This is a genomic window from Pseudomonas sp. 22072, from assembly GCF_052046095.1.
In the GTDB taxonomy this organism is placed as follows: Bacteria; Pseudomonadota; Gammaproteobacteria; order Pseudomonadales; family Pseudomonadaceae; genus Aquipseudomonas; species Aquipseudomonas paracarnis.
In genome coordinates, this window is the sequence record NZ_JBQEQE010000001.1 from 353693 (window position 1) to 380210 (window position 26518).

24 protein-coding genes and 1 pseudogene are annotated in these 26518 nt (G+C 59.2%); 16 read left to right on the plus strand and 9 right to left on the minus strand.

What is annotated here, in order from left to right:
* Nucleotides 1-13: 13 nt before the first annotated feature.
* Both ACTJLA_RS01605 and ACTJLA_RS01610 read left to right on the plus strand, forming a co-directional pair.
* Nucleotides 14-535, plus strand: coding sequence for a disulfide bond formation protein B (locus tag ACTJLA_RS01605; protein ID WP_034129040.1), 522 nt, complete (start codon nucleotides 14-16; stop codon nucleotides 533-535).
* Nucleotides 536-744: 209 nt separating this feature from the next.
* Nucleotides 745-1203 carry an Rsd/AlgQ family anti-sigma factor gene (locus ACTJLA_RS01610; protein WP_057975310.1) on the plus strand — a complete coding sequence of 153 codons (459 nt, stop codon included), beginning with the start codon at nucleotides 745-747 and terminating at the stop codon, nucleotides 1201-1203.
* A 53-nt stretch (nucleotides 1204-1256) separates the two neighbouring features.
* On the opposite strand, the gene ACTJLA_RS01615 is transcribed toward ACTJLA_RS01610, so the two are convergent.
* Entirely contained in the window at nucleotides 1257-1934 is a 678-nt protein-coding gene (locus ACTJLA_RS01615) for an FKBP-type peptidyl-prolyl cis-trans isomerase (protein ID WP_034129038.1), read from the minus strand.
* Between the two features lie 192 nt (nucleotides 1935-2126).
* Here ACTJLA_RS01615 and ACTJLA_RS01620 point away from each other — a divergent pair.
* Nucleotides 2127-3029: pseudogene (locus tag ACTJLA_RS01620) on the plus strand (AlgP family protein); the annotation flags it as partial.
* A gap of 269 nt (nucleotides 3030-3298) precedes the next feature.
* On the opposite strand, the gene ACTJLA_RS01625 reads toward ACTJLA_RS01620, so the two are convergent.
* Entirely contained in the window at nucleotides 3299-3763 is a 465-nt protein-coding gene (locus ACTJLA_RS01625) for a TIGR02444 family protein (protein WP_034129036.1), read from the minus strand.
* Between the two features lie 50 nt (nucleotides 3764-3813).
* On the opposite strand from ACTJLA_RS01625, the gene abc-f reads away from it, so the two are divergent.
* The 5 genes from abc-f (at nucleotide 3814) to ACTJLA_RS01650 (ending at nucleotide 9565) form a co-directional block, all read left to right on the plus strand.
* Entirely contained in the window at nucleotides 3814-5724 is a 1911-nt protein-coding gene (abc-f, locus tag ACTJLA_RS01630; RefSeq protein WP_014720438.1) for a ribosomal protection-like ABC-F family protein, read from the plus strand.
* Nucleotides 5724-6290: a mechanosensitive ion channel family protein gene (locus ACTJLA_RS01635; RefSeq protein ID WP_314548595.1), complete on the plus strand. Its 567-nt coding sequence runs from the start codon at nucleotides 5724-5726 to the stop codon at nucleotides 6288-6290. Before abc-f ends, ACTJLA_RS01635 begins: the two co-directional genes overlap by 1 nt.
* A gap of 169 nt (nucleotides 6291-6459) precedes the next feature.
* Complete coding sequence (locus ACTJLA_RS01640) at nucleotides 6460-7092, plus strand: LysE family transporter (protein WP_005792425.1); 633 nt, start codon at nucleotides 6460-6462, stop codon at nucleotides 7090-7092.
* Between the two features lie 120 nt (nucleotides 7093-7212).
* Nucleotides 7213-9108, plus strand: coding sequence for an FTR1 family protein (locus tag ACTJLA_RS01645; RefSeq protein ID WP_313041758.1), 1896 nt, complete (start codon nucleotides 7213-7215; stop codon nucleotides 9106-9108).
* A 1-nt stretch (nucleotide 9109) separates the two neighbouring features.
* Entirely contained in the window at nucleotides 9110-9565 is a 456-nt protein-coding gene (locus tag ACTJLA_RS01650; RefSeq protein ID WP_034129032.1) for a YaiI/YqxD family protein, read from the plus strand.
* 151 nt (nucleotides 9566-9716) lie between these two features.
* Here ACTJLA_RS01650 and elbB read toward each other — a convergent pair whose 3' ends face one another.
* Nucleotides 9717-10382: an isoprenoid biosynthesis glyoxalase ElbB gene (gene elbB, locus ACTJLA_RS01655; RefSeq protein ID WP_294195179.1), complete on the minus strand. Its 666-nt coding sequence runs from the start codon at nucleotides 10380-10382 to the stop codon at nucleotides 9717-9719.
* Nucleotides 10383-10497: 115 nt separating this feature from the next.
* On the opposite strand from elbB, the gene ACTJLA_RS01660 reads away from it, so the two are divergent.
* Nucleotides 10498-11733: a sterol desaturase family protein gene (locus tag ACTJLA_RS01660; RefSeq protein ID WP_314548605.1), complete on the plus strand. Its 1236-nt coding sequence runs from the start codon at nucleotides 10498-10500 to the stop codon at nucleotides 11731-11733.
* On the opposite strand, the gene ACTJLA_RS01665 is transcribed toward ACTJLA_RS01660, so the two are convergent.
* The gene (locus ACTJLA_RS01665; protein WP_034129029.1) at nucleotides 11714-12349 is read right to left on the minus strand and encodes a DedA family protein; all 636 of its coding nucleotides are present in this window, start codon (nucleotides 12347-12349) and stop codon (nucleotides 11714-11716) included. The genes ACTJLA_RS01660 and ACTJLA_RS01665 overlap by 20 nt on opposite strands.
* A gap of 208 nt (nucleotides 12350-12557) precedes the next feature.
* Between ACTJLA_RS01665 and hemB the strand changes: the two genes are divergently transcribed.
* Together hemB and ppk1 are read left to right on the plus strand one after the other, a co-directional pair.
* Nucleotides 12558-13571 (plus strand): porphobilinogen synthase, encoded by a 1014-nt coding sequence (gene hemB / locus ACTJLA_RS01670; protein ID WP_034129028.1) that lies wholly within the window; start codon nucleotides 12558-12560, stop codon nucleotides 13569-13571.
* 18 nt (nucleotides 13572-13589) lie between these two features.
* Nucleotides 13590-15812, plus strand: coding sequence for a polyphosphate kinase 1 (gene ppk1 / locus ACTJLA_RS01675; protein ID WP_054896006.1), 2223 nt, complete (start codon nucleotides 13590-13592; stop codon nucleotides 15810-15812).
* A gap of 139 nt (nucleotides 15813-15951) precedes the next feature.
* Here the strand turns inward: ppk1 and ppx are convergent, their stop codons facing one another.
* Complete coding sequence (gene ppx / locus ACTJLA_RS01680) at nucleotides 15952-17454, minus strand: exopolyphosphatase (RefSeq protein ID WP_003195352.1); 1503 nt, start codon at nucleotides 17452-17454, stop codon at nucleotides 15952-15954.
* A 755-nt stretch (nucleotides 17455-18209) separates the two neighbouring features.
* Here ppx and ACTJLA_RS01685 point away from each other — a divergent pair.
* From ACTJLA_RS01685 to ACTJLA_RS01705, 5 genes are all read left to right on the plus strand, one after another.
* Nucleotides 18210-18869 (plus strand): DUF1120 domain-containing protein, encoded by a 660-nt coding sequence (locus ACTJLA_RS01685; RefSeq protein ID WP_314548613.1) that lies wholly within the window; start codon nucleotides 18210-18212, stop codon nucleotides 18867-18869.
* A 115-nt stretch (nucleotides 18870-18984) separates the two neighbouring features.
* The gene (locus tag ACTJLA_RS01690) at nucleotides 18985-19644 is read left to right on the plus strand and encodes a DUF1120 domain-containing protein (protein ID WP_314548616.1); all 660 of its coding nucleotides are present in this window, start codon (nucleotides 18985-18987) and stop codon (nucleotides 19642-19644) included.
* Between the two features lie 105 nt (nucleotides 19645-19749).
* Complete coding sequence (locus ACTJLA_RS01695) at nucleotides 19750-20451, plus strand: fimbria/pilus chaperone family protein (RefSeq protein ID WP_081095710.1); 702 nt, start codon at nucleotides 19750-19752, stop codon at nucleotides 20449-20451.
* 6 nt (nucleotides 20452-20457) lie between these two features.
* Nucleotides 20458-22962, plus strand: coding sequence for a fimbria/pilus outer membrane usher protein (locus ACTJLA_RS01700; RefSeq protein ID WP_314548622.1), 2505 nt, complete (start codon nucleotides 20458-20460; stop codon nucleotides 22960-22962).
* Nucleotides 22963-23152: 190 nt separating this feature from the next.
* Complete coding sequence (locus tag ACTJLA_RS01705) at nucleotides 23153-23515, plus strand: hypothetical protein (RefSeq protein ID WP_230960007.1); 363 nt, start codon at nucleotides 23153-23155, stop codon at nucleotides 23513-23515.
* A gap of 4 nt (nucleotides 23516-23519) precedes the next feature.
* Here ACTJLA_RS01705 and ACTJLA_RS01710 read toward each other — a convergent pair whose 3' ends face one another.
* Genes ACTJLA_RS01710 through ACTJLA_RS01725 form a run of 4 tightly spaced genes read right to left on the minus strand, consistent with a single transcriptional unit; the run spans nucleotide 23520 to nucleotide 26359 of the window.
* On the minus strand, nucleotides 23520-24257 hold the full coding sequence (locus tag ACTJLA_RS01710; RefSeq protein WP_054917093.1) for an amino acid ABC transporter ATP-binding protein: 738 nt from the start codon (nucleotides 24255-24257) through the stop codon (nucleotides 23520-23522).
* Complete coding sequence (locus ACTJLA_RS01715; protein WP_054896002.1) at nucleotides 24244-24894, minus strand: amino acid ABC transporter permease; 651 nt, start codon at nucleotides 24892-24894, stop codon at nucleotides 24244-24246. Before ACTJLA_RS01715 ends, ACTJLA_RS01710 begins: the two co-directional genes overlap by 14 nt.
* Nucleotides 24891-25559 carry an amino acid ABC transporter permease gene (locus ACTJLA_RS01720; protein WP_054896001.1) on the minus strand — a complete coding sequence of 223 codons (669 nt, stop codon included), beginning with the start codon at nucleotides 25557-25559 and terminating at the stop codon, nucleotides 24891-24893. Before ACTJLA_RS01720 ends, ACTJLA_RS01715 begins: the two co-directional genes overlap by 4 nt.
* Before the next feature lie 14 nt (nucleotides 25560-25573).
* On the minus strand, nucleotides 25574-26359 hold the full coding sequence (locus ACTJLA_RS01725) for a transporter substrate-binding domain-containing protein (RefSeq protein ID WP_054896000.1): 786 nt from the start codon (nucleotides 26357-26359) through the stop codon (nucleotides 25574-25576).
* Between the last annotated feature and the right edge of the window lie 159 nt (nucleotides 26360-26518).

The window sequence follows — 26518 nt, forward strand, 5'->3', positions numbered from 1 at the left end:
GTGCGGATAAACAATGTCTTTGGCCCCTTTACGCTCTTTGTTTTTCCTGGCGTTCATGGCGGGTGCGCTGACGTTGGGCGCGTCTTTCTACCTTCAATACGGCGCGCTGCTACGACCTTGTTTTCTATGTCAGGTACAGCGCCTGTTCCTCGCGTCTTTTGCTTTGATCAACCTGATTGCCGCGCTTCATAGACCTGGGCGTTCCGGCCATTGCCTCTACGGGCTGGCGAGCATGGCCTGTGCGTTGTTGGGCGCCATCACCGCAGGCAGGCAAGTGCTGTTGCAGAACAGGCCGGCCAGTCAGGTCGGGGATTGCTGGCCCAGCGTGCAGCATATGCTTGAAAACCTGTCTGTCTGGCAGGCAATGCGCTCGGTGTTCAATGGCACGGTCGATTGTGTCGAAATCAACTGGACGCTGTTTGACCTGAGCCTGCCTGAGTGGAGTCTGTTGTTCTTCGTGGCGATGCTGATCCTGGGGTTCATGCAGGTGTCACGGTTGTTGTTCGACAGGCATTTGCGCCTCGCAACGCCTTGAAAACGAGACTCAGGTTGTAGGAGCGGATTAAACACTTGTATGAACATTCTCTCCTGCGTACCTTGAAGCCATAGTCATGCGGGCATAATCTGGCCCGCACGCGTTATCCAAACCGCTTGTCAGACACGGCCTTGTCCGTCTGCTGCTTCATCCTTGAAGTGTTGCGCAGGTACAGAGCTGCGGCGCCCCAATAGGGAAGAGAGATCATCATGTTGGAAAGTTGTCAGAATGCTCAGGAACGCTGGGGTGGGGTGCACAAGCTGATCGACAGCTGGTTGAAGGCACGTCACGAACTGGTTCGGGCCTTTGATGCTCTCGGCGCCAAGCCCGAAGCGTTGGCTGAGAATCGCAAGCCGTTGCAGGAGTTCTGTGAGGTGTTGGTGGACTACGTGTCTGCCGGCCATTTCGGCGTCTACGAGCAACTGACCAAGGAGGCCGAAGCCTTCGATGATCAGCGTGGCCTGGAGTTGGCTGAGACGCTTTATCCGCGCATTGATGTGATCACTGAAAAGCTGCTGGCGTTCACCGACCTGTGTGATGCCGGGAAATGTGTCGCGGAAAAATTCAAAGAGTTGGGGGCGCTGTTGCATGAGCGTTTCGAGCTGGAAGATTGCTTGATCGAAGTGCTGCACAACGCTCATAAGGAAGAACCCGCCACCCAGGCTTGAAGCTGGTGGCGAGGTAAGAAAACGGTGCGCATGTCGCACCGTTTTTTTATGGGTCAGTGGCGAGTGCCGAGTAGTTCGATCTCGAACACCAGCGGCGTATAGGGGGGGATCAACTCACCTGCGCCGTCTGCGCCATAGGCCTGGGCTGAAGGAATCACCAGACGCCATTTCGCACCCACCGGCATCTGTTGCAATGCACTGCTCCAACCGCTGATCACGCTGTTGAGGCGAAACCATTGCGGTTGCGTACTTTTGTCGAAGACAGTTCCATCAGGCAGTCGGCCCACGTATTTAACCTGCACTTCATCGCTGGCCAACGGCTTGTTGCCAGTGCCCGCTACCAGCTCGGTGAGCAGGATCCCATCGGCCAACTGACGAACGCCGACGGTGGCTTTTTCCTTTGAGAGAAATTGCTGCTCGGCAGCGAGTGCTTTTTCGCTTTGAGGTCGTTGGGCGTCGGCGGCGTTCTGCGCTTCGTGCTGTGCGAGGATCTGTTCGATGCGCGCGTTATCCAGCGCCAGTGGTTTGCCCTGGTAGGCTTGCTTGAGTCCGTCGAGCAGAGCCTGTATCTGCAGGTCGGGGACTTCCTGGCGCAACCGTTCGCCAAGGCTTGCGCCCAGGCTATAGGCAAGATCGTGCGGGGTAGCGGCGGTGGTGTTTGAAGAGGGTTGCTCGCTTGCATCGGCCACGCAGATCGCCAAGCCGAACACTAGAAAAAGGTAACGCGACATGGGCATTCTCCCGGCGAAAGTGCGACGGATTATGCCAGTGCGGCTGCGTAAAAAGTGACGTGGTTTTCCGTTATATCGATAAGAATTTTCGCACGTTGCAACGCAACGCAAACGATACTGTCAACATGCCCTAGCGGCGGTAAGAGCAGAGGGCTAGTATGAGCCGCACCCACGTCAGCCAGGAGGTAAACCATGTCGGCCAAACAGAAGCCTGTAAATACCCCGTTGCACTTGCTCCAACAACTTTCGGGCAGCCTGCTCGAACATCTGGAAAGCGCGTGCTCCCAAGCCTTGGCTGATGCAGAAAAACTGCTCGCCAAACTGGAAAAGCAACGCGGTAAAGCGCAAGAAAAACTGCACAAGTCCCGCACCAAACTGCAAGACGCCGCCACTGCCGGCAAGTCCAAGGCGCAAGCCAAAGCCAAAGGCGCGGTCAAAGAACTTGAAGAGCTGCTGGATGCTCTCAAGGATCGCCAAGCCGAAACCCGCAGCTACATTTCCCAACTCAAAAAAGACGCTCAAGAAAGCCTGAAATTGGCCCAAGGCGTTGGCCGTGTGAAGGAAGCCGTAGCTAAGGCACTGGGTGCTCGTACGCCTGCAAAAGTAGCCGCGAAGCCAGCCGCTAAAACTGCTGCCAAACCAGCCGCTAAGCCAGCCGCTAAAACCGCTGCTGCCAAACCAGCCGCCAAGCCAGCCGCTAAAACCGCTGCTTCCAAACCAGCCGCCAAGCCGGCTGCTAAAACTGCTGCTGCCAAACCAGCCGCTAAGCCAGCTGCTAAAACTGCTGCTGCCAAACCAGCCGCCAAGCCAACTGCTAAAACTGCTGCTGCCAAACCAGCCGCGAAGCCAGCCGCTAAAACTGCTGCTGCCAAACCAGCCGCCAAGCCAGCTGCTAAAACTGCTGCTGCCAAACCAGCCGCGAAGCCAGCCGCTAAAACTGCTGCTGCCAAACCAGCCGCTAAGCCAGCTGCTAAAACTGCTGCTGCCAAACCAGCCGCTAAGCCAGCTGCTAAAACTACTGCTGCCAAACCAGCCGCTAAGCCAGCCGCTAAAACTGCTGCTGCCAAGCCAGCCGCGAAGCCAGCTGCTAAACCTGCTGCTGCCAAACCAGCTGCCAAGCCAGTCGCTAAAACGGCAGTTGCCAAACCGGCCGCTAAACCCGCTGCTGCCAAACCAGCCGCTAAGCCAACTGCTAAACCTGCTGCCGCCAAACCGGCCGCGAAGCCCGCTGCCAAGCCAGCGCCCGCAAAGCCAGCTACTCCAGCAGCACCCACTGCTACTCCGGCAGCAGCCACCGCTCCAACTGCATCGGCCAGCAGCACCCCTGCACCGGTAGCGCCAAGCACCACCCCAACCAGCGCTTCCTAAGTGTTGGTGGCCATGGCGCGCAATTGCAGCAGCGCGTCGTGGTCAAGGTTGGCGGCTTCGGTCGCCAGGCCTTCAAGCCATTCTTGCTGACCCGGCACCTCATTGATCGGCCACGCCTGCGCCAGCGCTTCCAAGCGCGCCAGCAGCGTTCTTTCGGCCTCCAGTTCCAGCGTCTTGACCTGCTCTCGTAGCAATGCCAATTGCGCATCCTGCTGGGCCAAGGCTCGCCATTGCCCGCGCATTTGTCGCAAGGGTTCGACAACCTGCACCCGCCACGGCTGGGCAATCTGCTGCAGTGCCTGAACGCGTTCGGGCTTATATGCCACACCTCGCCATTCCAGCCACGCACCACACAACAACAGGCACACGTCTGCCCCTTGCTCCTGCAAGCGCAGGCAAGCGGCCTCCACGCCCGGGCGGGCGTAGGTCGAAAGGGCGAAGCTCCACAGGTCAGCGCACATATTCACACCCAAGCCAGCGGCCAACGAAGCTGGTAGACTCCGCCGCCATTATGATCCGACTTCAAAGCCTAACATTACAGCGTGGCCCGCAACGTCTTCTCGAAGACGCCGAGCTGACCCTGCACGCCGGTCACAAAGCCGGCCTGATCGGAGCCAATGGCGCCGGCAAATCCACGTTGTTCGCCTTGTTGCTGGGTGAGCTGACCCCGGATTCGGGGGACTGCCTGCTGCCGGCCGACTGGCGCATTGCTCATATGCGCCAGGAGATCGACACCCTGGACCGTATCGCCATCGACTACGTGCTCGATGGCGACCTGCGCCTGCGCCAGGTGCAGCACGACCTGGCTGAGGCCGAAAAAGCCCAGGACGGTGCCGCACAGGCGCGCCTGCACTCGGAGCTGGACAGCGCCGACGGCTATACCGCCGACGCCCGTGCTCGCAAGATGCTCGCTGGCCTTGGGTTTACCAACGAACAGATGGACCGTCCGGTCGCCGACTTCTCCGGTGGCTGGCGCATGCGCCTGAACCTGGCCCAAGCGCTGATGTGCCCCTCGGACCTGTTGCTGCTCGACGAGCCGACCAACCACTTGGACCTCGATGCGATCCTGTGGCTGGAAGACTTCCTCAAGAGTTACCAGGGCACCTTGCTGCTGATTTCCCACGACCGGGATTTCCTCGACGCCGTGGTCGATAACATCGCCCATGTCGAACAGAAGAAAATCACTCTGTACCGTGGCGGCTATACCGCGTTCGAACGCGCTCGCGCCGAACGCCTGGCCCAGCAGCAACAGGCCTTTGAAAAGCAACAGGCGCAACGTGCGCACATGGAAAGCTACATCGCAAGGTTCAAGGCCCAGGCCACCAAGGCCCGCCAGGCCCAGAGCCGGATCAAGGCCCTGGAGCGCATGGAAGAGCTGTCGGCGGCCCACGTCGATTCGCCGTTCGACTTTGTCTTCCGTGAGTCGGTGAAGATCTCCAGCCCGCTGTTGGACCTCTCGGATGCTCGCCTGGGCTATGGCGACAAAACCATCCTTGAGAAGGTCAAGCTGCAGCTCACGCCGGGCGCACGCATCGGTTTGCTCGGCCCGAACGGTGCAGGCAAGTCGACACTGATCAAGAACCTCTCGGGTGAGCTTGAGCCGCTGGCCGGCCGCCTGACCCGTGGCGAGAACACGGTGGTGGGTTACTTCGCCCAGCACCAACTGGACTCCCTGGATGCCAAGGCCAGCCCGCTGTTGCACCTGCAACGCCTGGCGCCGACCGAGCGCGAGCAGACCCTGCGCGACTTCCTTGGCGGTTTCGACTTCCGTGGCGCGCGCATTGACGAACCTGTGCTGAATTTCTCCGGTGGCGAAAAAGCCCGACTGGCCCTGGCCCTGATCGCGTGGGATCGCCCGAACCTGTTGCTGCTCGACGAACCGACCAACCACCTGGACCTGGAAATGCGCCTGGCGCTGACCATGGCCCTGCAGGAGTTCAGCGGTGCGGTATTGGTGGTGTCTCACGACCGTCACCTGCTCAAGAGCACTACCGACAATTTCCTGCTGGTCGCCGACGGCAAGGTCGAAGAGTTCGACGGCGACCTGGACGACTACGCGCGCTGGCTGACGGAATACCGCCTGCGCAATGCGCCGGCCAGCAACACGCCGGTCAACCCGGACAAGACTGACAAGAAAGCCCAGCGCCAGGCCGCCGCCGCGCTGCGCCAGCAGTTGGCGCCGCACAAACGTGAGGCCGACAAGCTGGAAGCCGAACTGGGCAAGGTGCATGAGCGCCTGGCCAAGATCGAAGCCAGCCTGGGCGACAGCGCCGTGTATGAGGCGGCGCGCAAGGACGAGCTGCGTGACCTGCTGGCCGAACAGGCCAAGCTCAAGGTGCGCGAGGGGCAACTGGAGGAAACCTGGATGGAGGCCCTCGAATTGCTCGAAACCCTGCAAGCGGAGCTGGAGGCGCTGTCCTGATGGAAGCGTTGCAATTGCCAGTCCCGGTGCAATGGATCGAGCCCATCTGGATTGGCGTGCAAATCCTGCTGATCCTGCTGGCCGGCTACCTGGCCCAGCGCTTTGTCGCCAAAGGCCTGACACGCCTGGGTGAGCGCTACCCGCTCCCGCCGCAATTGCTGATGCCCCTGCGCGGCGGCTTGCGCTGGCTGATCATGGGCAGTGCACTGATCTTTGTATTGGGCCGCCTGGGTGTGTCGGCCACGGTGTTGTGGACGGCCCTGTCCGGCTTTGTCGCGGTGGCGGCCGTGGCGTTCTTCGCCATGTGGTCGGTGCTGTCCAACTTGCTGTGCGCGATCCTGATCTTTACCGTCGGGCCGTTTCGCCTGGGTGATATCGTCGAGCTGGTGGACACCGTCGACAAGCCGGGCGTGAAGGGCCGGGTCGTGGCGATCAACTTGCTCTACACCACGCTGATCGAAGTCGAGGAAGCCGGGACCAGCAGCGCGATGGTGCAGGTGCCCAATAGTCTGTTCTTCCAGCGCTCGGTACGCCGTTGGCCCGGCTCTGGCACCAACATCCTGTAGGAGCAAGCTTGCTCGCGAAGACCGTCAACGATAACGCAGCGCTTGCAGTCAGCCCGCATCGCCTGTGCATTTTTCGCGAGCAAGCTCTCTCCTGCAGAAATCTGTAGCCAGCCTTTGGTCGCTGGAGTTAGCTTAAGGCACAACCGCTAACTCCCTTGCGAGGTGTGCAATGGCTCTCGATACATGGCTGGCCTTTTTCCTGGCCAGTTGGATCATCTCCCTTTCTCCTGGCGCCGGTGCCATCGCCTCGATGTCCAGCGGCCTACAGTACGGTTTTGTGCGTGGCTACTGGAACGCCATCGGCCTGCAACTTGGCCTGGCGATGCAGATTGCTGTGGTCGCCGGTGGTTTGGGGGCCATTCTGGCGGCCTCGTCTACTGCGTTCTATGCGATCAAATGGTTCGGCGTGGCCTACCTCGTGTACCTGGCCATCAAGCAATGGCGCGCGTTGCCCATGGACATGACCGATGACGCCGCCGTACGCCCGATCGGCAAACCGATGGCGATGATGTTCCGCGGCTTTCTGGTCAACGCCAGCAACCCCAAGGCGCTGGTATTCATGCTGGCGGTGCTGCCGCAGTTCGTGAACCCGCAGGCGCCGTTGTTGATCCAGTACCTGATCCTTGGTGCGACCATGATCAGCGTCGATATGATCGTGATGGCGGGCTACACAGGGTTGGCCTCGAAAGTCTTGCGCCTGTTGCGTACGCCTAAACAACAGAAACGTGTGAACCGCACCTTTGCTGGCTTGTTTGTCGGCGCTGCCGGTTTCCTTGCCAGCCTGCATCGCGCCACGGCCTGACCAAGCGACTGGCTCAAAAATGTGGGAGCGGGCTTTAGCGTGATATGAAATAACACCTTGAGTCGAATCCATTAAAGCTCAACAATAGTGTTACTTCGTATTTCCACTTGAGATTCATTCATGACCGCCCCTTTCCGCTTTCTCGCCTGGCTGCTGTTGCCGGCATTGCTGTCGTGCAGCCTCAATCTGTCGGCCGCGACCGCCGAGGGCGCGCCGCAAGCCCTGCATTTGCTTGACTACATTGGCGCCGACTACCCACCGACGGTAGAGGCGGGCAAGGTGGTGGATGACTCTGAATACCGCGAACAAGTCGAGTTTCTCGGGGTATTGCAGGGGCTGGTGGCGGAGTTGCCAGACAAGCCTGAGCGCGCCGAGCTGGTAAAGGGCGTTGATGAGCTGCTGGCCGCGGTCACTGCCCACCAGGACGGCGCGAGCGTTGCCCGCCAGGCTCGTCAATTGGGCGCCAAGCTGGCCGTGGCGTATGAAGTCAGCCAGGCCCCGGCCATCACGCCGGACCCGACGCGCGGCGCGCCGCTCTACGCCCAGCATTGTTCGGTGTGCCACGGCACAACGGGCGCCGGCGATGGCCCGGCAGGCGTGGGCATGACCCCACCGCCGGCTAACCTGCGCGATGCAACGCGCCTGGACCGCCTGAGCCTCTACGCGATCTATAACACCCTCGGCCTGGGCGTCGAAGGCACCGACATGCCGTCGTTCGCTGACCAACTGGACGACCGCCAGCGCTGGGACCTGGCAACCTATATCGCCGGCTTCACGGCCGCCCCGGCCGCTGCCAAAGGCGAGCAGACGTTCAACCTTGCCGACCTGGCCCGCCAGACCCCCACTGAAGTGCTCGCCGCTGACGGCCCTGGCGCTGCGGCGACATTCCGCGCCCAGCGTGCGCAGCCGCCGCAGGTTCAGCGTGGCCCCGCGCAGTTGCTCGACTACACTGCCGCCACCCTGGACAAGAGTCTCGCGGCGTTCCGCAACGGCGACCACGAGCAGGCTTACGATCTATCCGTCGCAGCCTACCTGGAAGGCTTCGAGCTGGTGGAAAGCTCCCTGGATAACGTCGATGCCAATGTGCGCAAAGACACCGAGAAGGCCCTGATGGCCTATCGGCAATCGTTGCAGGACGGCTTGACTATCGAGCAGGTGCAGCAGCGCTTGGATGCAGCCAAAGGCAAACTCACTGAATCGGCTGGTTTGCTGGGCGGCGATGGCCTGAGCTGGTCGTTGAGCTATATCTCTGGCTTGCTGATCCTGCTGCGTGAAGGCCTGGAAGCGATTCTGGTGCTGGCCGCGATCCTCGCCTTCCTGCGTAACACCGGCCAGCAATCGGCGGTGCGCAGCGTCAACGTCGGCTGGGGCCTGGCGCTGTTGGCGGGTTTGGGTACCTGGGCCTTGGCGGCCTATGTCATTGACGTCAGCGGCGCCCAGCGTGAGTTGCTTGAGGGTTGCACGGCGTTGTTTGCCAGTGTGATGGTGCTATGGCTCGGCGTGTGGATGCACGACCGGCGTCACGCGGCGGCCTGGCAGGACTACATCAAGAGCAGCCTGGTGGGCGGCGGTGGGCGTTTCGGGTTTGCCGTGCTGGCGTTCTTCTCGGTATATCGCGAACTGTTCGAAGTGATCCTGTTCTACGAAACCCTGTGGCTGCAGGCCGGCCCTGCCGGGCACAACGCGGTGCTGGCCGGTGGTGCCACGGCGCTGGTGCTGCTGGTGGGCCTGGCCTGGGTGATCCTGCGCGGTTCGGCGAAGTTGCCCCTGGCGCTGTTCTTTGGCATCAACGCCGCGTTGCTGTGTGCGCTGTCGGTGGTGTTCGCCGGGCACGGTGTGAAAGCCTTGCAGGAAGCGGGCATTTTCGGCACGCGGCCAGTGGCGTTCTTTGACTTCGACTGGCTGGGCATCCACGCCGATGCGTACTCGTTGGGGGCACAGGCCGTGGCGATCCTGGCGATTGTGGTGTTGTATGGCCGTAGCCGCCTGACCGAAAAGCACCGGGCGGCGGCGTAGCATGCGCGTGTGGATCGACGCCGACGCCTGCCCTCGGGCGGCCAAGGACCAAGTGGTGAAGTTTGCCCTCAAGCGCCAGTTTGAGGTGGTGCTGGTCGCAGGGCAAAGCCAGATCAAGCCTAGCTTTGCCTGTGTGAAGCTGATCGTGGTGCCCAGCGGGCCGGATGCCGCCGATGATTACCTGGTGGAGCACGCCGTGCCCGGCGAACTGGTGATTTGCAGCGACGTGCCCTTGGCCGATCGACTGGTGAAGAAGGGCATCACGGCCCTCGACCCGCGTGGCAAGGAGTTCAGCCCTGCGAACATGAGCGAGCGGTTGGCGGTGCGCAACCTGTTCACCGACCTGCGCGAGCAAGGCCAGATGGGCGGCGGCCCGCCGCCCCACAGCGAAAAGGACAAGCAGGCGTTTGCCAATGCGCTGGACCGAATTCTTACCCGCTTGATGAAACCAGCCTGACCTGTGGCGAGGGAGCTTGCTCCCGCTGGGCTGTGCAGCAGCCCCAAAGCCGTCGTCAGTGTTTTATCTGAATCACTGCGTCAGCTTAGATGGGGCTGCTTCGCCACCCAGCGGGAGCAAGCTCCCTCGCCACAGGTGCTTTCCCCATCAGTCAGTCGTTTTCGTGGGTTAATTCCAATACCCGATCCACCAGCTTGTTGATGCCGGACGCCACCTCGCTGATGTTCTTGCCCAGCATGTAGGCCGGTGTACTCACCAGCTTGCGCGCCTGGTCCTCGACGATGTCCTCCACGGTGCATTCGACGTGGGTGGCGCCCATCTTGTCCAGGGCTGCGGCGGTGTCGGCATCGTTGCCGATGGTGCAGGTCACGCCAGGGCCGTAGATCTTGGCGGCCAGGGCCGGCGAAATGCAGATCAACCCCACCGGCTTGCCCGCTTCGGCAAAGGCTTCAGCCAGTGCCAGCACCTGGGGGTTGATGCTGCAGCCGGCGCCTTCCACGGCAAAGTTCGACAGGTTCTTGGCCGCGCCAAAACCGCCCGGCACGATCAGCGCGTCAAAGTCTGCGGCGTTGGCTTGGCCAATATCCTTCACGGCGCCTCGGGCGATGCGCGCGGATTCCACCAGCACGTTGCGCGATTCGGGCATTTCTTCGCCCGTGAGGTGGTTGATCACGTGCAACTGCGCTACGTCGGGTGCAAAGCATTCCACTTGAGCGCCGCGCTGGTCCAGGCGCAGCAGGGTGATCACGCTTTCATGGATCTCTGCGCCGTCGTACACGCCACAGCCGGAAAGGATCACTGCAATCTTTTTGCTCATGGGCATTTCTCCTGATTCATGGCGTTAAATGTCTACTAATTTGTAACCTCTTGCCAATGGGAACTCACGTCGCTGCACCTAATCTTGATGTAACAAAAATAGACCGGACTAGCCCATGGACTTTGTGCCTTACGCAGTACCGTTTTTTATTGCCCTGATCGTGGTCGAGTTGCTGGCCGACCGTTGGCGTGGCGTGCGCAACTACCGAGTGGCGGATGCCATCAACAGCCTCAGCACCGGAGTGCTGTCCACCACCACAGGCTTGCTCACCAAGGGCGTGGGCCTGCTGACCTACGCGTTCGCCATCGAGCACCTGGCGCTGTTCGAATTGCCTGCCCAGAGTGCCTGGACCTGGGTGTTTGCCTTTGTGTTCTATGACTTCTGCTACTACTGGCTGCACCGCATGGGTCATGAGCGCAACATACTGTGGGCCGCGCATTCGGTGCATCACCAGAGCGAGGACTACAACCTCAGCACCGCTCTGCGCCAGACCAGCACCGGTTTCCTGCTGAGCTGGATCTTCTACTTGCCCCTGGCGGTGGTTGGTGTGCCACTGGTGGTGTTTATCAGCGTGGCGTCGCTCAACCTGCTGTATCAATTCTGGGTCCATACACGCCATGTTCCCAAGCTTGGCTGGTTCGAATGGTTTTTCGTCACACCGTCCAATCATCGGGCCCACCATGCGCAGAACGCTCTCTACATGGATCGCAACTACGGCGGGGTGTTCATTATTTGGGACCGACTGTTCGGTACCTTCCAGGAGGAAGACGATAACGAACCGGTGATTTTCGGTGTGACCACACCCTTGGCCAGCTGGAACCCGCTGTGGGCCAACCTGCAGTTTTATGCGCAACTCTGGAGTGACGCCCGGCGTACTGAGCGTTGGTGGGACAAGCTGCGTATCTGGTTCATGCGCACCGGCTGGCGCCCGGCGGACGTCAAGGCCAAGTACCCGATGGCCAAGCCGGACCTGAGTCAGTTCCGCAAATTCGAGGTGCCGCTGGATGTGCGCCAACAGGTCTACATCGCCTTGCAGTTTGCGGCCTATGTAGGGTTTGGCAGTTATCTGATGAATTTCGGTGAGGGCTTGCCCTCCACGGCGCTGGCCCTTGGCTGGGGCACGATGGCGCTGGGGTTGTTTACCCTGGGCGTGGCGCTGGAGAATCGCCCATGGGCGCTGAAGGCCGAGCTGGCGCGCCTGGCGCTGAATGTTCCCTTGGTATGGCTGGCGCCGCTGGTGGGGTTGTGGCCCGCCAGCAACCTGGGCTGGCTGGGCCTGGCGAGCTACAGCCTGCTCAGCATCATCGGCCTCTACTGTTGCAGAAGCCGGCTTACTCGGTTGGTGTCTTAGGCGTTTCGACCGAGGCTGGCTCGTTAGCCAGCCGAGCCTTGGCCTCGGCACAGGCTTGGCGGGCGATGCGGGCATTCTTGAAGCGACGGCGCAGCCACAGGCCAAAGCCCAGCACCAGCAAGGCGGCCAATACCCACAACTCGTATTTCTTGACGCTGCCGAGCATCCCTTCCAGCACTGCGCCGAAGTGATAGGCTGCCGCCCCCAGTGCCGCGGCCCAGATCGCCGCGCCAATACCGTTCAGAACCAGGTAGCGCAACGGTGGGTAGCCGGACAGGCCAATCGCCACGGGCATCACCGTGCGCAACCCGTATACGAAGCGGAAACTCAATACCCAGATATCCGGATGCTTGCGGATATGTTCCAGTGCCTTGTCGCCCATCAGTTGCCAGCGCGGCTTGCGCGCCAGCAACTTGCGGCCGTGCTTGCGCCCCATGTAGTACCAGAGCTGGTCGCCGGCGTAGCTGCCAAAAAAGGCAACGACCACCACCAGGTTGATATCCATGTAGCCACGGAACGCCAGGAAGCCTGCGAGTACAAGGATGGTCTCGCCTTCGAAGAACGTGCCGAGAAAGAGGGCAAAGTAGCCGAAGTCATGCAGAAATTGTTGAAGCATGGTCTAGGGTGCTGGCGAAATGAACGCGCAGCCTACGCCTTCACGAAGATTCATGAAAGTATCGAGATGTGTCACGAAGTGAACAATTCCTACGCAAATGACGAATGGGACTACAGGTCGTGTCGATAAGCACAACTGTCATTCATTCGTCATAATGGCCGCTTATAACTGCAACGCTCGCCCGTAAACACGGGCTCAGGAGTCTGTCGTGAGCTTTACCCCTGCCAATCGCCTGTTCCCCGCCACCCGTCTGCGTCGCAATCGTCGTGATGATTTTTCTCGTCGCCTGGTACGTGAAAATGTACTGACCACGAATGATCTGATCCTGCCGGTTTTCGTGCTCGACGGTGAAAATCGCCGGGAAGCGGTGGCGTCGATGCCGGGTGTGGAGCGTCTGACCATTGACCTGTTGCTTGAAGAGGCGGCGAAGTGGGTCGAATTGGGCATCCCGGCGCTGGCGCTGTTCCCGGTGACCCCGGCCGAACTCAAGACCCTGGACGCCGCCGAAGCCTGGAACCCCCAGGGGATTGCCCAGCGTGCCACCCGTGCCCTGCGCGAGCGTTTCCCGGAGCTGGGCGTGATCACCGACGTGGCCCTGGACCCTTTCACCACCCACGGCCAGGATGGCATTCTTGACGAAGACGGTTATGTTCAGAACGACATCACCGTCGATGCACTGGTCAAGCAGGCGTTGTCCCACGCGGCTGCGGGCGCCCAGGTGGTTGCACCGTCGGACATGATGGACGGACGCATCCAGGCGATTCGCGAAGCCCTTGAGCTGGCCGGTCACGTCAATGTGCGGATCATGGCCTACTCGGCCAAATACGCCAGCGCCTACTACGGCCCATTCCGCGATGCGGTAGGCTCGGCGCTGAACCTGGGCAAGGCCAACAAGGCCTCGTACCAGATGGACCCGGCCAATAGCCAGGAAGCCCTGCACGAAGTGGCCACCGACCTGGCCGAAGGCGCCGATATGGTGATGGTCAAGCCGGGGATGCCTTACCTGGACATTCTTTACCGGGTCAAAGAGGAATTCAAGGTGCCGACCTTTGTCTATCAGGTCAGCGGTGAATACGCCATGCACATGGCGGCGATCCAGAATGGTTGGTTGAGTGAAGGAGTGATCCTCGAATCCCTGACTGCCTTTAAACGTGCCGGCGCTGATGGCATTCTGACCTACTTCGCCGCCCGCGCCGCCCAATTGCTTAGAGAGCAACAATAGCCCTCACAGGAACACTCGATGAATACCGAAGGACTCTCAGAAGTTGCCGTAAAAGACGCTCACCCGGTGGTTGAACAAGTCGCCCAGACCCCGCCGGAGCTGGAGCCTGCACCGCCTGCGGTGGTGGCCGAAGCGCCTGCGCCGGCGCCAGTGCCAGTGGTCACCAACCTGGATGACAGCAGCCTGTACATCCACCGCGAGTTGTCACAACTGCAATTCAACATCCGCGTGCTCGAGCAGGCGCTGGATGAGTCCTACCCCTTGCTGGAACGGCTGAAATTCCTGCTGATTTTCTCCAGCAACCTGGACGAGTTCTTCGAGATCCGTGTTGCCGGCCTCAAGAAGCAGATCACCTTCGCCCGTGAGCAAGCCGGTGCCGACGGCCTGCAACCGCACCAGGCCCTGGCGCGTATCAGTGAGCTGGTGCACGGCCATGTGGACCGCCAGTACGCGATCCTCAACGACATCCTGCTGCCGGAGCTGGAAAAGCATCAGGTCCGCTTCATTCGTCGTCGTCACTGGACCGCCAAGATCAAGACCTGGGTGCGCCGTTACTTCCGGGACGAAATTTCGCCGATCATCACGCCTATCGGCCTCGACCCGACGCACCCGTTCCCCTTGCTGGTGAACAAGAGCCTCAACTTCATCGTCGAACTCGAAGGTATCGACGCTTTCGGCCGCGATTCGGGCCTGGCGATCATTCCAGCGCCGCGTCTGTTGCCTCGGATCATCAAGGTACCGGAAGAGGTAGGGGGCGCTGGCGACAACTATGTATTCCTGTCGTCGATGATCCACGCGCACGCCGATGACCTGTTCCAGGGCATGAAGGTCAAGGGCTGCTACCAGTTCCGCCTGACTCGTAACGCCGACCTGGCGTTGGACTCCGAAGACGTTGAAGACTTGGCCCGTGCCCTGCGCGGCGAACTGTTCTCGCGGCGCTATGGCGATGCGGTGCGCCTGGAAGTGGCGGACACCTGCCCGAAACATTTGTCGGACTACCTGCTCAAGCAGTTCAACCTGGCCGAGTCGGAGCTGTACCAGGTCAACGGCCCTGTAAACCTGACGCGCCTGTTCAGCATCACCGGCTTGGACAGTCACCCGGAGCTGCAATACAAGCCGTTCACTCCGCAGATCCCGAAACTTTTGCAAAACAGCGAGAACATCTTCAGCGTGGTGAGCAAGCAGGACATCCTGCTGCTGCACCCCTTCGAGTCGTTCACCCCGGTGGTCGACCTGCTGCGCCAGGCTGCCAAGGACCCGCACGTCCTGGCCGTGCGCCAGACCCTGTACCGCAGCGGTGCCAACTCGGAAATCGTCGATGCGTTGGTGGATGCTGCGCGTAACGGCAAGGAAGTCACTGCGGTGATCGAGTTGCGGGCGCGCTTTGACGAGGAGTCCAACCTGCAACTGGCCAGCCGCCTGCAAGCGGCCGGTGCGGTGGTGATCTACGGCGTGGTCGGCTTCAAGACCCACGCCAAGATGATGTTGATTCTGCGCCGTGAGGCCGGTGAAATTGTGCGTTACGCCCACTTGGGTACCGGCAACTACCACGCCGGCAACGCCAAGCTCTACACCGACTACAGCCTGCTGACATCCGATGACGCGCTGTGTGAAGACGTCGGCAAGTTGTTCAGCCAGTTGATCGGCATGGGCAAGACCTTGCGCATGAAGAAGCTGCTGCACGCGCCGTTCACCCTCAAGAAGGGCATGCTCGACATGATTGCCCGCGAGACCCAGTTCGCTCTCGACGGTAAACCGGCGCACATCATCGCCAAGTTCAACTCGCTGACCGATCCTAAGATCATCCGCGCGCTGTACAAGGCCAGCCAGTCCGGTGTGCGCATCGACCTGGTGGTGCGTGGCATGTGCTGCCTGCGCCCCGGCATTGTGGGCGTGTCGCATAACATCCACGTGCGCTCGATCATCGGCCGCTTCCTGGAGCACACACGCGTGTTCTACTTCCTCAACGGCGGCGAAGAGCAGATGTTCCTCTCCAGCGCCGACTGGATGGAACGCAACCTCGACAAGCGTGTGGAGACCTGCTTCCCGGTAGAGGGCAAGAAGCTGATCATGCGGGTCAAGAAGGAGCTGGAAAGCTACCTGACCGACAACACCCATAGCTGGAGCCTGCAGTCGGATGGGCGCTACGTGCGTAACACCCCGACCGGCAACCAGAACCCGCGCAGCGCGCAGGCGACGTTGCTGGAGAAGTTGGGTAGCCCGATTCTGACGGTGAACTAAACCCAACTCAGTTCAAAAAGTGGGAGCGGGCTTGCTCGCGATGATAGCGGTAGGTCAGCCAAAGATGCATTGGCTGACACTCCGTCATCGCGGGCAAGCCCGCTCCCACATTTGTTCTGCAGAATGCTTTTAGATTTGCTTAGCGCAGGTTCAGGCTGAACCCTACCCGCGTCAGCCATTCCGCTTCCTGGGCGAAGTCCGCCTGGGTCAGCTGGTTTTCATCCAGCCAGCCTTTGGGGAACATCACTTCCAGGCTATCGCCATCGGCGTGCAATTTGACCTGGGGCATTTCCTGGGTGCCGCGGATGTGGTGGAACAGGATTGCAAAGCGCAGCAGCGCACACAGGCGGATCAGCTTGATGCCGTCTTTACCGAACTCGGCAAACTTGTCCTTGGGAATATTGCGACGATGGCCGCGTACCAGCAGGGCGAGCATCTGTTGGTCTTCCCGCGAGAAACCGGCCAGGTCCGAGTGTTCGATCAGGTACGCGCCGTGCTTGTGATAATGGTAGTGGGCGATGTCCAGGCCGACCTCATGCACCTTGGCTGCCCAGCCGAGTAACTCGCGCCAGACGCCGTCTTCCAGGTCCCAGTCCTCGGCCACCTGGTCGAAGGCGTGCAAGGCTTTGCGCTCGACGCGGGCGGCTTGCTCCAGGTCGACGTGGTAACGCTCCATCAGCGAGCTGAGGGTGCGCTCTCGCACGTCTTCATGGTGGTGCCGGCCCAGCAGGTCGTAGAGCACACCTTCGCGCAGGGCGCCGTCACAGTGGTCCATGCGTTGCAGTTCGAGGGCGTCAAAGATGGCTTCGAGAATCGCCAGGCCCGCAGGGAAAATGGCGCGACGGTCGGGCTTGATGCCGTCGAAGTCGATTTTCTCTGCATCCCCCAGCTTGAACAGCTTGCGCTTGAGCCACGCCAGGCCTTCGGCGTTCACCTCACCGGTGCCATGGCCACCGGCCTTCAAGGCCAGGCCAATGGCACGGATGGTGCCGGACGAGCCGATGGCTTCATCCCAGGTCAGGCGGTGCAAGGCATGTTCGATGCTCATGATTTCCAGGCGCGCTGCGGTGTAGGCCTGGGCATAACGCGCCGGGGTGATCTTGCCATCCTTGAAATAACGCTGGGTGAAACTCACACACCCCATCTGCAGGCTTTCACGCAGTAGGGGTTCGAAACGCTGGCCGATAATGAACTCGGTGCTGCCACCGCCAATGTCTGCCACCAGGCGTTTGCCGGGCGTGTCGGCCAGGGTGTGGGACACGCCGAGGTAGATCAGGCGTGCCTCTTCACGGCCCGAGATGACTTCCACCGGATGCCCGAGGATTTCCTCGGCGCGATGGATGAATTCGTTGCGGTTGCGCGCTTCGCGCAAGGCGTTGGTGCCAACGATACGCACCGCGCCAGGGGGCATGCCGTTGATCAGTTGCGCGAAACGCTTGAGGCAATCGAGCCCGCGCTGCATGGATTCTTCATTGAGCTTGCGCTCGTCGTCGATCCCGGCGGCCAGTTGCACCTTCTCGCCGAGCCGCTCAAGGATGCGGATCTCGCCGTTCTGGGCCTTGGCCACGACCATATGAAAGCTGTTGGAGCCCAGGTCGATGGCGGCGATCAAGGACAGATTCTTGGCTTGGGATTGCGGCATGGTTTGGGGGTCTCGGTCGATAACCTTGCCATCGTGCCACGATCGACGGCTGGCGCCAACGCGTACTGCCAGAGGAATTTTCCCCAATCACTCATCAGAAATTGTGAATGCCGCTCGTAGGAGGTGGTTGCGATAGCTGTGTTATTGGGTCAGGAGTCGCTGTAGTTCATAACTTGCAGTGTGCGTAATTTCTGGATGGTCAACTTAGTCCTACATGTGTATGCATATTTGTCTTGGTTTTTTGTGTTTGCTCCTACAGTAAACAATCTAAATGTGAGCCGTTTTCGCAGAGCTGTCTTACGTTGATTGAGGTATTTTTCCGGCTTAATTATTTATGTGTGGCGCCGATACTGCCGGTCGGCAATTAAGCCGTGGCGGTAATTATTTGTCGCTCAGGGCTTGTACAAGGGGGTAGTTATGCGTGTGGGGTTCAACAAGTGAACACCTCACATCGCTGACTATAGGTGCTGTTTTTACATATTCAGGAAATTAAGGTGCTCAGATGAAGAGCAAAGTGTCAGTGCCGGCGGGACTGCTTCTGGCTGCTGTAGATTTAAGCGTCGAAGCAGCCAATCTACGAGTGAAGGGTATTAATGGCCCCGCCCGTTGCAGTTTAACACTATGAGTTCGATGGCAAGCAGCCTGCGCTAGAGCTGTGTTATTTCCGATAGTTATTGTGTCGGCAGTTTTAGTGATGAGCGATATTGGTTTTTTGCTAGCGAATTCATTTCTATGTCTATGCAGGATGTAAGATCATGAAAGTAAAGTTTGTTTTGGTGGCAGGTATGGTGCTTTCGGTGGCTAGTCTGAGTGCTCAGGCCTCAGAGTTGCGCGTAAAGGGGGCCATTGTTCCTGCCAGTTGCAGTTTTACAATGACTAATGCCGTTTTCGATTATGGTGATATCCGGCCGTCGAGCCTAAGCGAAACTCAGTATACGCGTTTGACGGCGAAGTCCACGCCGTTCGCTGTTAAATGCGAGGGAACTGCACTCACTGCGGTTGGGCTCAAGGCAGTGGATAATCGTTCATCCAGCAAAGTGCCAGGTATCGTTAGCTCAATAGACCAGGGCTACACTGATAACTACAACTATGGATTGGGTTTGTCGTCCAAAGGGCAAAAAATAGGGGGTTATGCCGTACATGTTCAAAACTCTATTGCTGATGGGCGAACCGTCCGTACATTGACTTCCGCAGACAATGGCAATACATGGACGAACTATCGAAGCAACGCGTTGGGTCAAGGCGGCGATGTCATTGCCTGGTGGGGTGGTTCAGGAGCGCAAACACCACTTAAGGTTAATTCGGTATCGGGGAATATTCAGGTTATTACCTTTATTAATAAAAAGTCCGCGCTCGATGTGGGCAGTAAAATCGAGTTGGACGGTCACGCAACCTTGGAGCTTCGTTACCTCTAGGCTCCTATTCGTACTTCCTTGATCAGATAATTCGCATCGGTGTGTGGGTGATAGCGCAGGCCTAATTATCATCGGGTTTGATCTGATATTTATCGTTATATTGAGAGTGCTAAAAATGAATAAGACGATGTTTGTAATGAGTGTCGCGTGCTTGGCGTCCCTTGGTTTTCATGCTCAAGCTGCTGACCTGAGTGTGAAAGGAACGATTGCCCCAGTCAGCTGCAGTTTCACGATAACCAATTCGGTTTTTGACTACGGAAGGATTGATCCGAATTCCCTGAGTCCGACGCGTTATACACAGTTGGCTAAAAAGACAACGCCTTATTCGATCAAGTGTGCCAGCAATGTCAAGACAACGGTGGCGATCAGGGCGTCGGACAATCGTGAAAGCTCTCGAATTCCTGGCATGATGCTCAGTCTTTTTGGCAGTAATTATAAAGATATTTATAACTTCGGATTGGGTGCTACGTCACAGGGGCAAAAGATTGGTGGGTATCTGATCCACCTACGTAATTCTGTGGCGGACGGTGTAGCGGTGGGGATTGTTGGTTCCGAGAATAATGGCGGATATTGGCATACGAATAGCACCCAAGCCGTCGGCCATACCTCCAACCTTACGGCTTGGCGGGCAGGAAATGTCTACGCACCTATCAAGCTTAATACAGTGGCAGGCCAAATTGAAGTGTTGCCTGTTATCAATAAAACGTCAGAGTTAAATATGAGTAATCAGATTAATCTGGACGGTCAGGCTACTTTAGAGCTGCGCTATCTATAACTAGGTTCGGAAAGGGGCCGAGCAGAGCCACGCTTTATTAAGCGGGCTTTGTGTCGGCCAATATTTCTTTCGCAAAGCCTGTGCGCACAAGTGGGTAGTGAAGTGATGGTTAAAAGATTTCTTAAATCATGCTTGTTAATAGGTTTTTTCTTGCCGGCGGTGCTGTTCGCCGACGGTATGCGTCCTGATACCACCGTCATTGTGCTACATGAGGCAGAAGGTGAAGTCAGCATTAACGTCACCAATACGGATAGCAGTCCGGCACTGCTGCACTCGGTTATCGAGGATGTCCCGGAAGACACCGAGCAACTGATTGTTGTTACCCCACCGGTCACACGTGTGGATGCAGGAGAGCGTCAGATGGTGCGGTTTCTTTCAATAGGCACCGAACCACTCAAGACCCAGCGCCTGAAGCGTGTGTCCTTCGAAGGAATTCCTCAGGCACAACCTGGTTCCGGTGCGACCATTGGTATCAGCCTTCGGCAGAACCTTCCGCTGATCCTGCATCCCAAAGGCTTGCCAAAGAACGATGCGCCTTGGGAGCTACTGACCTGGCATCTTCAGGCCAACGTCTTGAGTGTGCGCAACGACAGCCCATACGTAGTCCGCTTGGCGGCAGACGTCCGTCTTAATCCGCAACGAGTGACGGCCAGCCTTGCTCGTACCTACGTGCTGCCTGGCGAAGTGTTGCAGGTGGCCTTGGACAAGCCTGTACCCGGTGCGACCTCGGTCACCCTTGAACCCGCGACCGTCTACGGCTTCGCTGTCGATAGCTACGATGCGCTGCTCATCACGAATGCGCCGTGACCGTTCATGAACACAACCAATGGCAATTTCGGTGCAGCTCCCGACGACTTGAATCATGTACAAAAGCGTGAGGCGCTTTTCAGGCGAAGCGGGCTGAGCCTGTCGGTGTGCATGGCAATGATGGCGGTGGTGGTCACGGATGCTTCTGCCGCCCGTGTATCGAGCATTTCCGGGTTCGACTTGGAAACGCTGCAGGCGCGGGGTATCAGCCCTTCGGTTGCCCACTATTTTCGTCATGCGCCACGTTTCAGTGAGGGTGTGAGGGTCGTGGACCTGCACGTCAACGGTGAGCGGATAGGCTTGACGGATGCTCGGTTCGATAAAGAAGGTGAGCTATGCTTTACCCGTGGTTTGCTTGATCGTGGCAGCTTGCGGGTACCTTCCTCGGTGATCGACAAAAGTGTCCCCCCCGAGCAAGCCTGTCATGACTTCAAAGCCGAATACCCTGAGACAGTAACGACATTGCGTCCTGGCAACGAAGAGGTGTCGTTGGTGGTGCCTACGCAAGCGCTGCGAGACGTTCAGCGAGACTCCGGCAGCTATGCGCGCGGAGGCACGGCAGCGCTACTCAATTACGACGTCCAGGCAATCAACAGTCATTCCAGGGCGGATACCTATCGGTATCTTTCAGCCTCCACAGAGGTGGGCTTCAATTTTGGCGATTGGATTGCCCGCAGCCGCCAGCTTTATATTTCCAACGATCGCCGCACAACGGCCGAACACCTTTTCGCCTATGCACAACGGGATTTCTTGCCTTTGGCTTCGACCTTCCAGGTCGGTCAGATATCGAGCAATAACCCGGTGTTTGGGGGAGTACAACTGACGGGCGCGCAGATTTTCCCCGATGGTATTGAAAGTGGTGGCAGTCACAATGGCGTGGTAGTCGAGGGGCGAGCCCTGAGCCAATCACGGGTGGAAGTACGGCAATCCGGCGCGTTGATCTATACCACGGTCGTTCCTGAGGGGCCTTTTACGCTGACCAATCTGCCCTTGCTCAACGGCACCAGCGACCTTCAGGTCACGGTGATAGAGACCCAGGGCGGGCAGCGCAGTTTTATCGTGCCGGCTGCTACGTTCCGCGCAGTGGTCCCCGTGAAGTCTGGATATACAGCTTCTTTGGGCAAGATCCGCGAGGTGGAGGGGAGAGGGGCCAAAGAGCCCCTGCTGGCCATGGCCAGTGGTACGTGGGCTGTGGGCAAGGACAGCGCGGTCAGCGCAGGGGTACAAGGTACCGATAGCTACAATGCGGTGGGGCTTGCCCTGGACAGCAGCTTTTCCCAGCGCTTTTCCCTGGGGGTGCGTAACAACTTGTCCCGGGATCATTCAACAAACGTACAAGGCGCGCGCAACAGTGTGTCTGTGAGCGTCGGCCTGCCTGCGAATGTACAGATGTCCTTGAGTGCCACTGCGCAGACACCGGGCTATCGTGACGTCATCGATACAGTGACGCCTCATGTAAACGATGTGGATGGTTCGCGATTCAAGAACCAGTACACCGTAGGATTCAGTTGGGCGGACCCTCAGTTGGGTGGCTTCTCAATCGGTTATAACCGGGGGGCCGATTTCAAGAGCCGGATTACCCAGAATATCTACGGCACGTGGAACAAGAGCTTCAGATATGCCAGCGTCGGTGTGACCGTGGACTCTCAGATTGGCCAGTCCAACAGTGCCGATGACCGGAACGATGACGGACTGGGTATTCGACTGCAGGTCAGTGTTCCCCTGGGCCGTGATCGGAGCCTCAGCGCATTCGCTCGACGTCAGGGAGAGCGCTCCAGTATCGGCACTGCCTATGATGAGCGTGTCGACGAGACGCTGAACTACCAGATACGCAGCGACAGAGACTTCGCAGGGCATCGTGAGCACACCCTGGGCGGCACGCTCAACGCGTCTTCTCGTTACGCGCAAGTGGGGCTGGGGCTGAATCGTGACTCGTCCAGCACCAGTTACTCCGGGCAATTGCAAGGGGCGGTGGTCGCCCATTCTGAAGGTTTCACATTGTCGCCGTATCGGGTTGAGGACACGTTTGGCGTGGTCTCGGTGGGCGAGGTTGCCGGTGCTCGTCTTACCACACCTCAAGGGCCGGTTTGGACCGACCCGTGGGGCAAGGCTGTGATCGCCAGTTTGCCGGCTTATCAGTCGAGCGTGTTGGAGCTGGAAGGCAAAAGCCTACCTCGCCAGATGGATATCAAGAACGGTACCAAGGTCCTGGAAGCGGGCCGTGGGTCCTTCAACAGGGTCGATTTCGAAGTAATCAACGTGCGCCGGGTACTGCTGCGCGCTACGGATATACACGGCAAACCATTGCCTCAGGGCGCTGCCGTGCTGGGGCCAGAAAATGCATTGCTGACCACGGTGGTTGGGGATGGGATGATTTTTCTCAGCAACGTCGACGCGCCCCAGGCCCTTAAAGTCTCTTCCAGCACAGTGTCCTGCGCGCTGCAACTCGACCTTCCGGAGCAAACCTATAATGGCAAATTCTACGAAACCGCTTCGGCGGTCTGTCGGTGAGATGGCCCGCATGAACGAGTGGCGTATCGGGTGCCTCAAAGGCTTGGGGCTGTTGTTGAGCTGCCTTTTACTGGCAGCGCCGGCAAGTGCTGCGAACTGCCGCCTGTCCCTGAGCCAGCCCATCATCGATTACGGCCTGCTTCGCCCAGGCGAACAGCTCGAAAATCGGGGTGCTTCGCTGGGAAAGCGTATGGTACGTCTGAACGTGATCTGCGTGGAGGCTGCGGTGATTGCGCTACGTTTTCAAGGCGTGCCGGCCAATGAGACTGGCTACAGGTTTGGCCGCCAGGGCTTTTTCAACCTGACGCTTCAGCATCCTCAACTCGACGGTAAACCCATCGAGTTAGCGCAATGGCACAACCCTACCGAACGGGACGCCCAGCTACGCCCAGGCCAATCTCTGGTAGTGCTGGTCGGCGGAGCTCCTGCCAGAGGCCACGCTTTTTCGGCGCAGGTGCAAGTAGACACCTGGCTATCGAGCGCAGCCACTGCTGTTGGCAATAAAACCACATACGAGGGCAATGGGCGTTTCGAGCTGGTGTCCGGTGGCTGAGTCCTCAGGCAGGTGATCCATGGCTGCCGATGAAGTTTGCCAGCTCGGCAGATTGCGGATGTGCAAACAGCACTTTCGGATCGCCCACTTCATGCACCTTACCCTGGTGCATGAACACCAGCTTATCCCCAACCTCCCGGGCAAAACGCATTTCGTGGGTCACCATGATCAGGGTCATGCCGTCTTTAGCCAGTTGGCGCACCACGCTGAGCACTTCATTGACCAGCTCCGGGTCCAGGGCCGATGTGATTTCATCGCACAGCAGCACTTTGGGTGACATGGCCAGTGCGCGGGCAATGGCGACTCGCTGTTGCTGGCCACCGGACAGTCGATCAGGGAAAGCGTCGAACTTCTCGCCCAGGCCTACCCGATCCAGCATCTGCTTTGCCAACTGCACCGCTTTGGCCTTTGGCACTTTCTGCACCACTTGCGGCGCCAGCATCACGTTCTCGCCCACGGTCAGGTGCGGGAACAGATTGAATTGCTGGAACACCATGCCGACCTTCTGCCGCAGGCTGCGCAGGTCGGCGCGGGCCGCGTCGAGGTATTCACCATCGACTTCGATGACGCCGTCGTTGATCGACTCCAGACCATTGAGGGTGCGCAGCAAGGTGGACTTGCCCGAGCCGCTGCGGCCGATGATTGCCACCACCTGGCCTTCGTCCACCGTCAGGTCGATGCCCTTGAGCACGTGGTGATCGCCGTAATACTTATGCAGGGCAGAAATTCTAAGCAGAGGCATGCAGTCTCCTTTCCAGGTAGCGCGCACTGAGGGACAAGGGGTAGCAAAGCAGGAAGTAACCGAGGGCCACCAGGCCATAGACCATGAAGGGTTCGAAGGTGGCGTTGGCGAGCATGCCGCCCGTCTTGGTCAGTTCGGTGAAGCCGATGATCGAGGTCACGGCGGTGCCTTTGACCACCTGCACCGAGAAGCCCACTGTCGGCGCGACAGCAATACGTAGCGCCTGGGGCAAGATCACGTAGCGCAGTTGTTCAAGCGGGTTGAGGGCCAGGCTGGCCGAGGCTTCCCATTGGCCGTGGGCAATTGAGTCGACGCAGCCGCGCCATATTTCAGCCAGGTAAGCGCTGGTAAACAGGGTCAACGCAATCGCCGCTGCCAGCCAGGGCGATATGTCCACGCCGAGCAGGGCAACGCCGAAAAACACCAGGAACAGCTGCATCAGCAGTGGCGTGCCCTGGAACAGTTCGATATAGGCGCGGGCAATGTTGCGTGGGAACGCTTTGCGGCTGATGCGCAGGGTCATCACCAGCAAGCCGATCAGACTGCCGCCCACAAACGCCACCAATGACAGCAGCAGCGTCCATTGCAGGCCGGTAAGCAGGTTGCGCACGATGTCCCAGAACGAAAAATCACTCATCGGCTGTTCCTCATGACAAACCGTCGGCCGATCCAGTTGAGCAACTGGCGAATCATCAGCGCCATGCACAGGTACACCAGGGTGGTCAGGGCATAGGTTTCAAAGGCCCGGAAATTACGCGACTGGATAAAGTTGGCGGCAAAGCTCAGCTCTTCAGTCGCGATCTGCGAACACACCGCCGAGCCGAGCATCACGATGATGATCTGGCTGCTCAGGGCTGGCCACACCTTGCCCAGGGCTGGTAGCAACACCACATGGCGGAACGCCTCGAAGCGCGTCATTGCCAGCGCCGCGGCCGCTTCCAGTTGCCCCCGTGGGATGGCCTGGATACCCGCACGTATGATCTCGGTGGAGTACGCCCCCAGGTTGATTACCATCGCCAGCACGGCGGCTTGCCATTCGGTTATTTTCAACCCCAGGGACGGCAGTCCGAAGAAGATGAAGAACAGTTGCACCAGGAACGGCGTGTTGCGGATCAACTCGACATACACACCAAAGAGCCATGCAAACGGCTGGATCTTCCACGCCCGTACCACGGCGCCGACAGTGCCCAGTGCCACGCCGAGGAGGGCGCCAATGGCCGTCAGCTCAAGGGTGAACAGCGCGCCACGCAGGAGCAGGTCGGTATTGGCCAGCACCGGCACAAAGTCGAATTGATAGGCCATCGTTGAGCTCCGCGTCAGAGGTCGGCAGGCAGCGGTTCTTTGAGCCACTGCATGGCGTTTTTCTCCAGGCTACCGTCAGCCTTGGCTGCGACCAGGATCTGGTTGACCTTTTCCAACAGCGCCGGCTCGTTCTTGTTCACGCCCACGTACACCGGCGAGTCCTTGAGCTTCACCTTCAGCGCGGGTACGCGTTTGGGGTTGCGTTCGCTGATGGCCACCATGACCACGTTGCCGCTGGCGATCAGGTCGACCTGGCCGGCCAGGTAGGCGGCGATGGTGGAATTGTTGTCTTCAAAGCGCTTGATCGTGGCTTCCTTGGGCGCTACCGCTGTCAGCTCGATGTCCTCGATGGCGCCACGGGTCACGCTGATGGTCTTGCCCTTGAGGTCGTCGAGGCTGGCGATGGCGGCGTCAGGCGGTCCAAACACGGCGAGGTAGAACGGCGCGTAGGCGCTGGAGAAGTCGATGACCTTTGCGCGCTCGGGGTTCTTGCCCAGGCTGGAAATCACCAGATCGACCTTGCCGGTGGTGAGAAACGGGATGCGGTTGGTGCTGTTCACCGGGGTCAGTTCCAGCTTGACCTTGAGTTGGTCGGCCAGCAGCTTGGCGGTGTCGATGTCCAGGCCACGGGGTTGCATGTCAGGGCCGACCGAGCCAAACGGCGGAAAGTCCTGGGGGACGGCAACCTTCAGCGTGCCACGAGCGACGATGTCATCCAGACCATTCGCCTGGGCGGGTGCCTGGCTCAGCATCAGGCTGGCAAACAGGGCAGTGAGCAGGGCGCTGTAGCGCTTGGTCATGGCAACTCTCCGAAAAAGGCGAAGGAATTTTCTGAGTTTGCCCAGTGCACAGCCCATGCCAGCACCGTTCGGATCGTCTGCAAGGCTGATGTTTATTGAGATGCACAGGTCTTACTGGTCTGAACAGTTGCCAGGGTTTTCGCACCCTTTTCGAGCGCT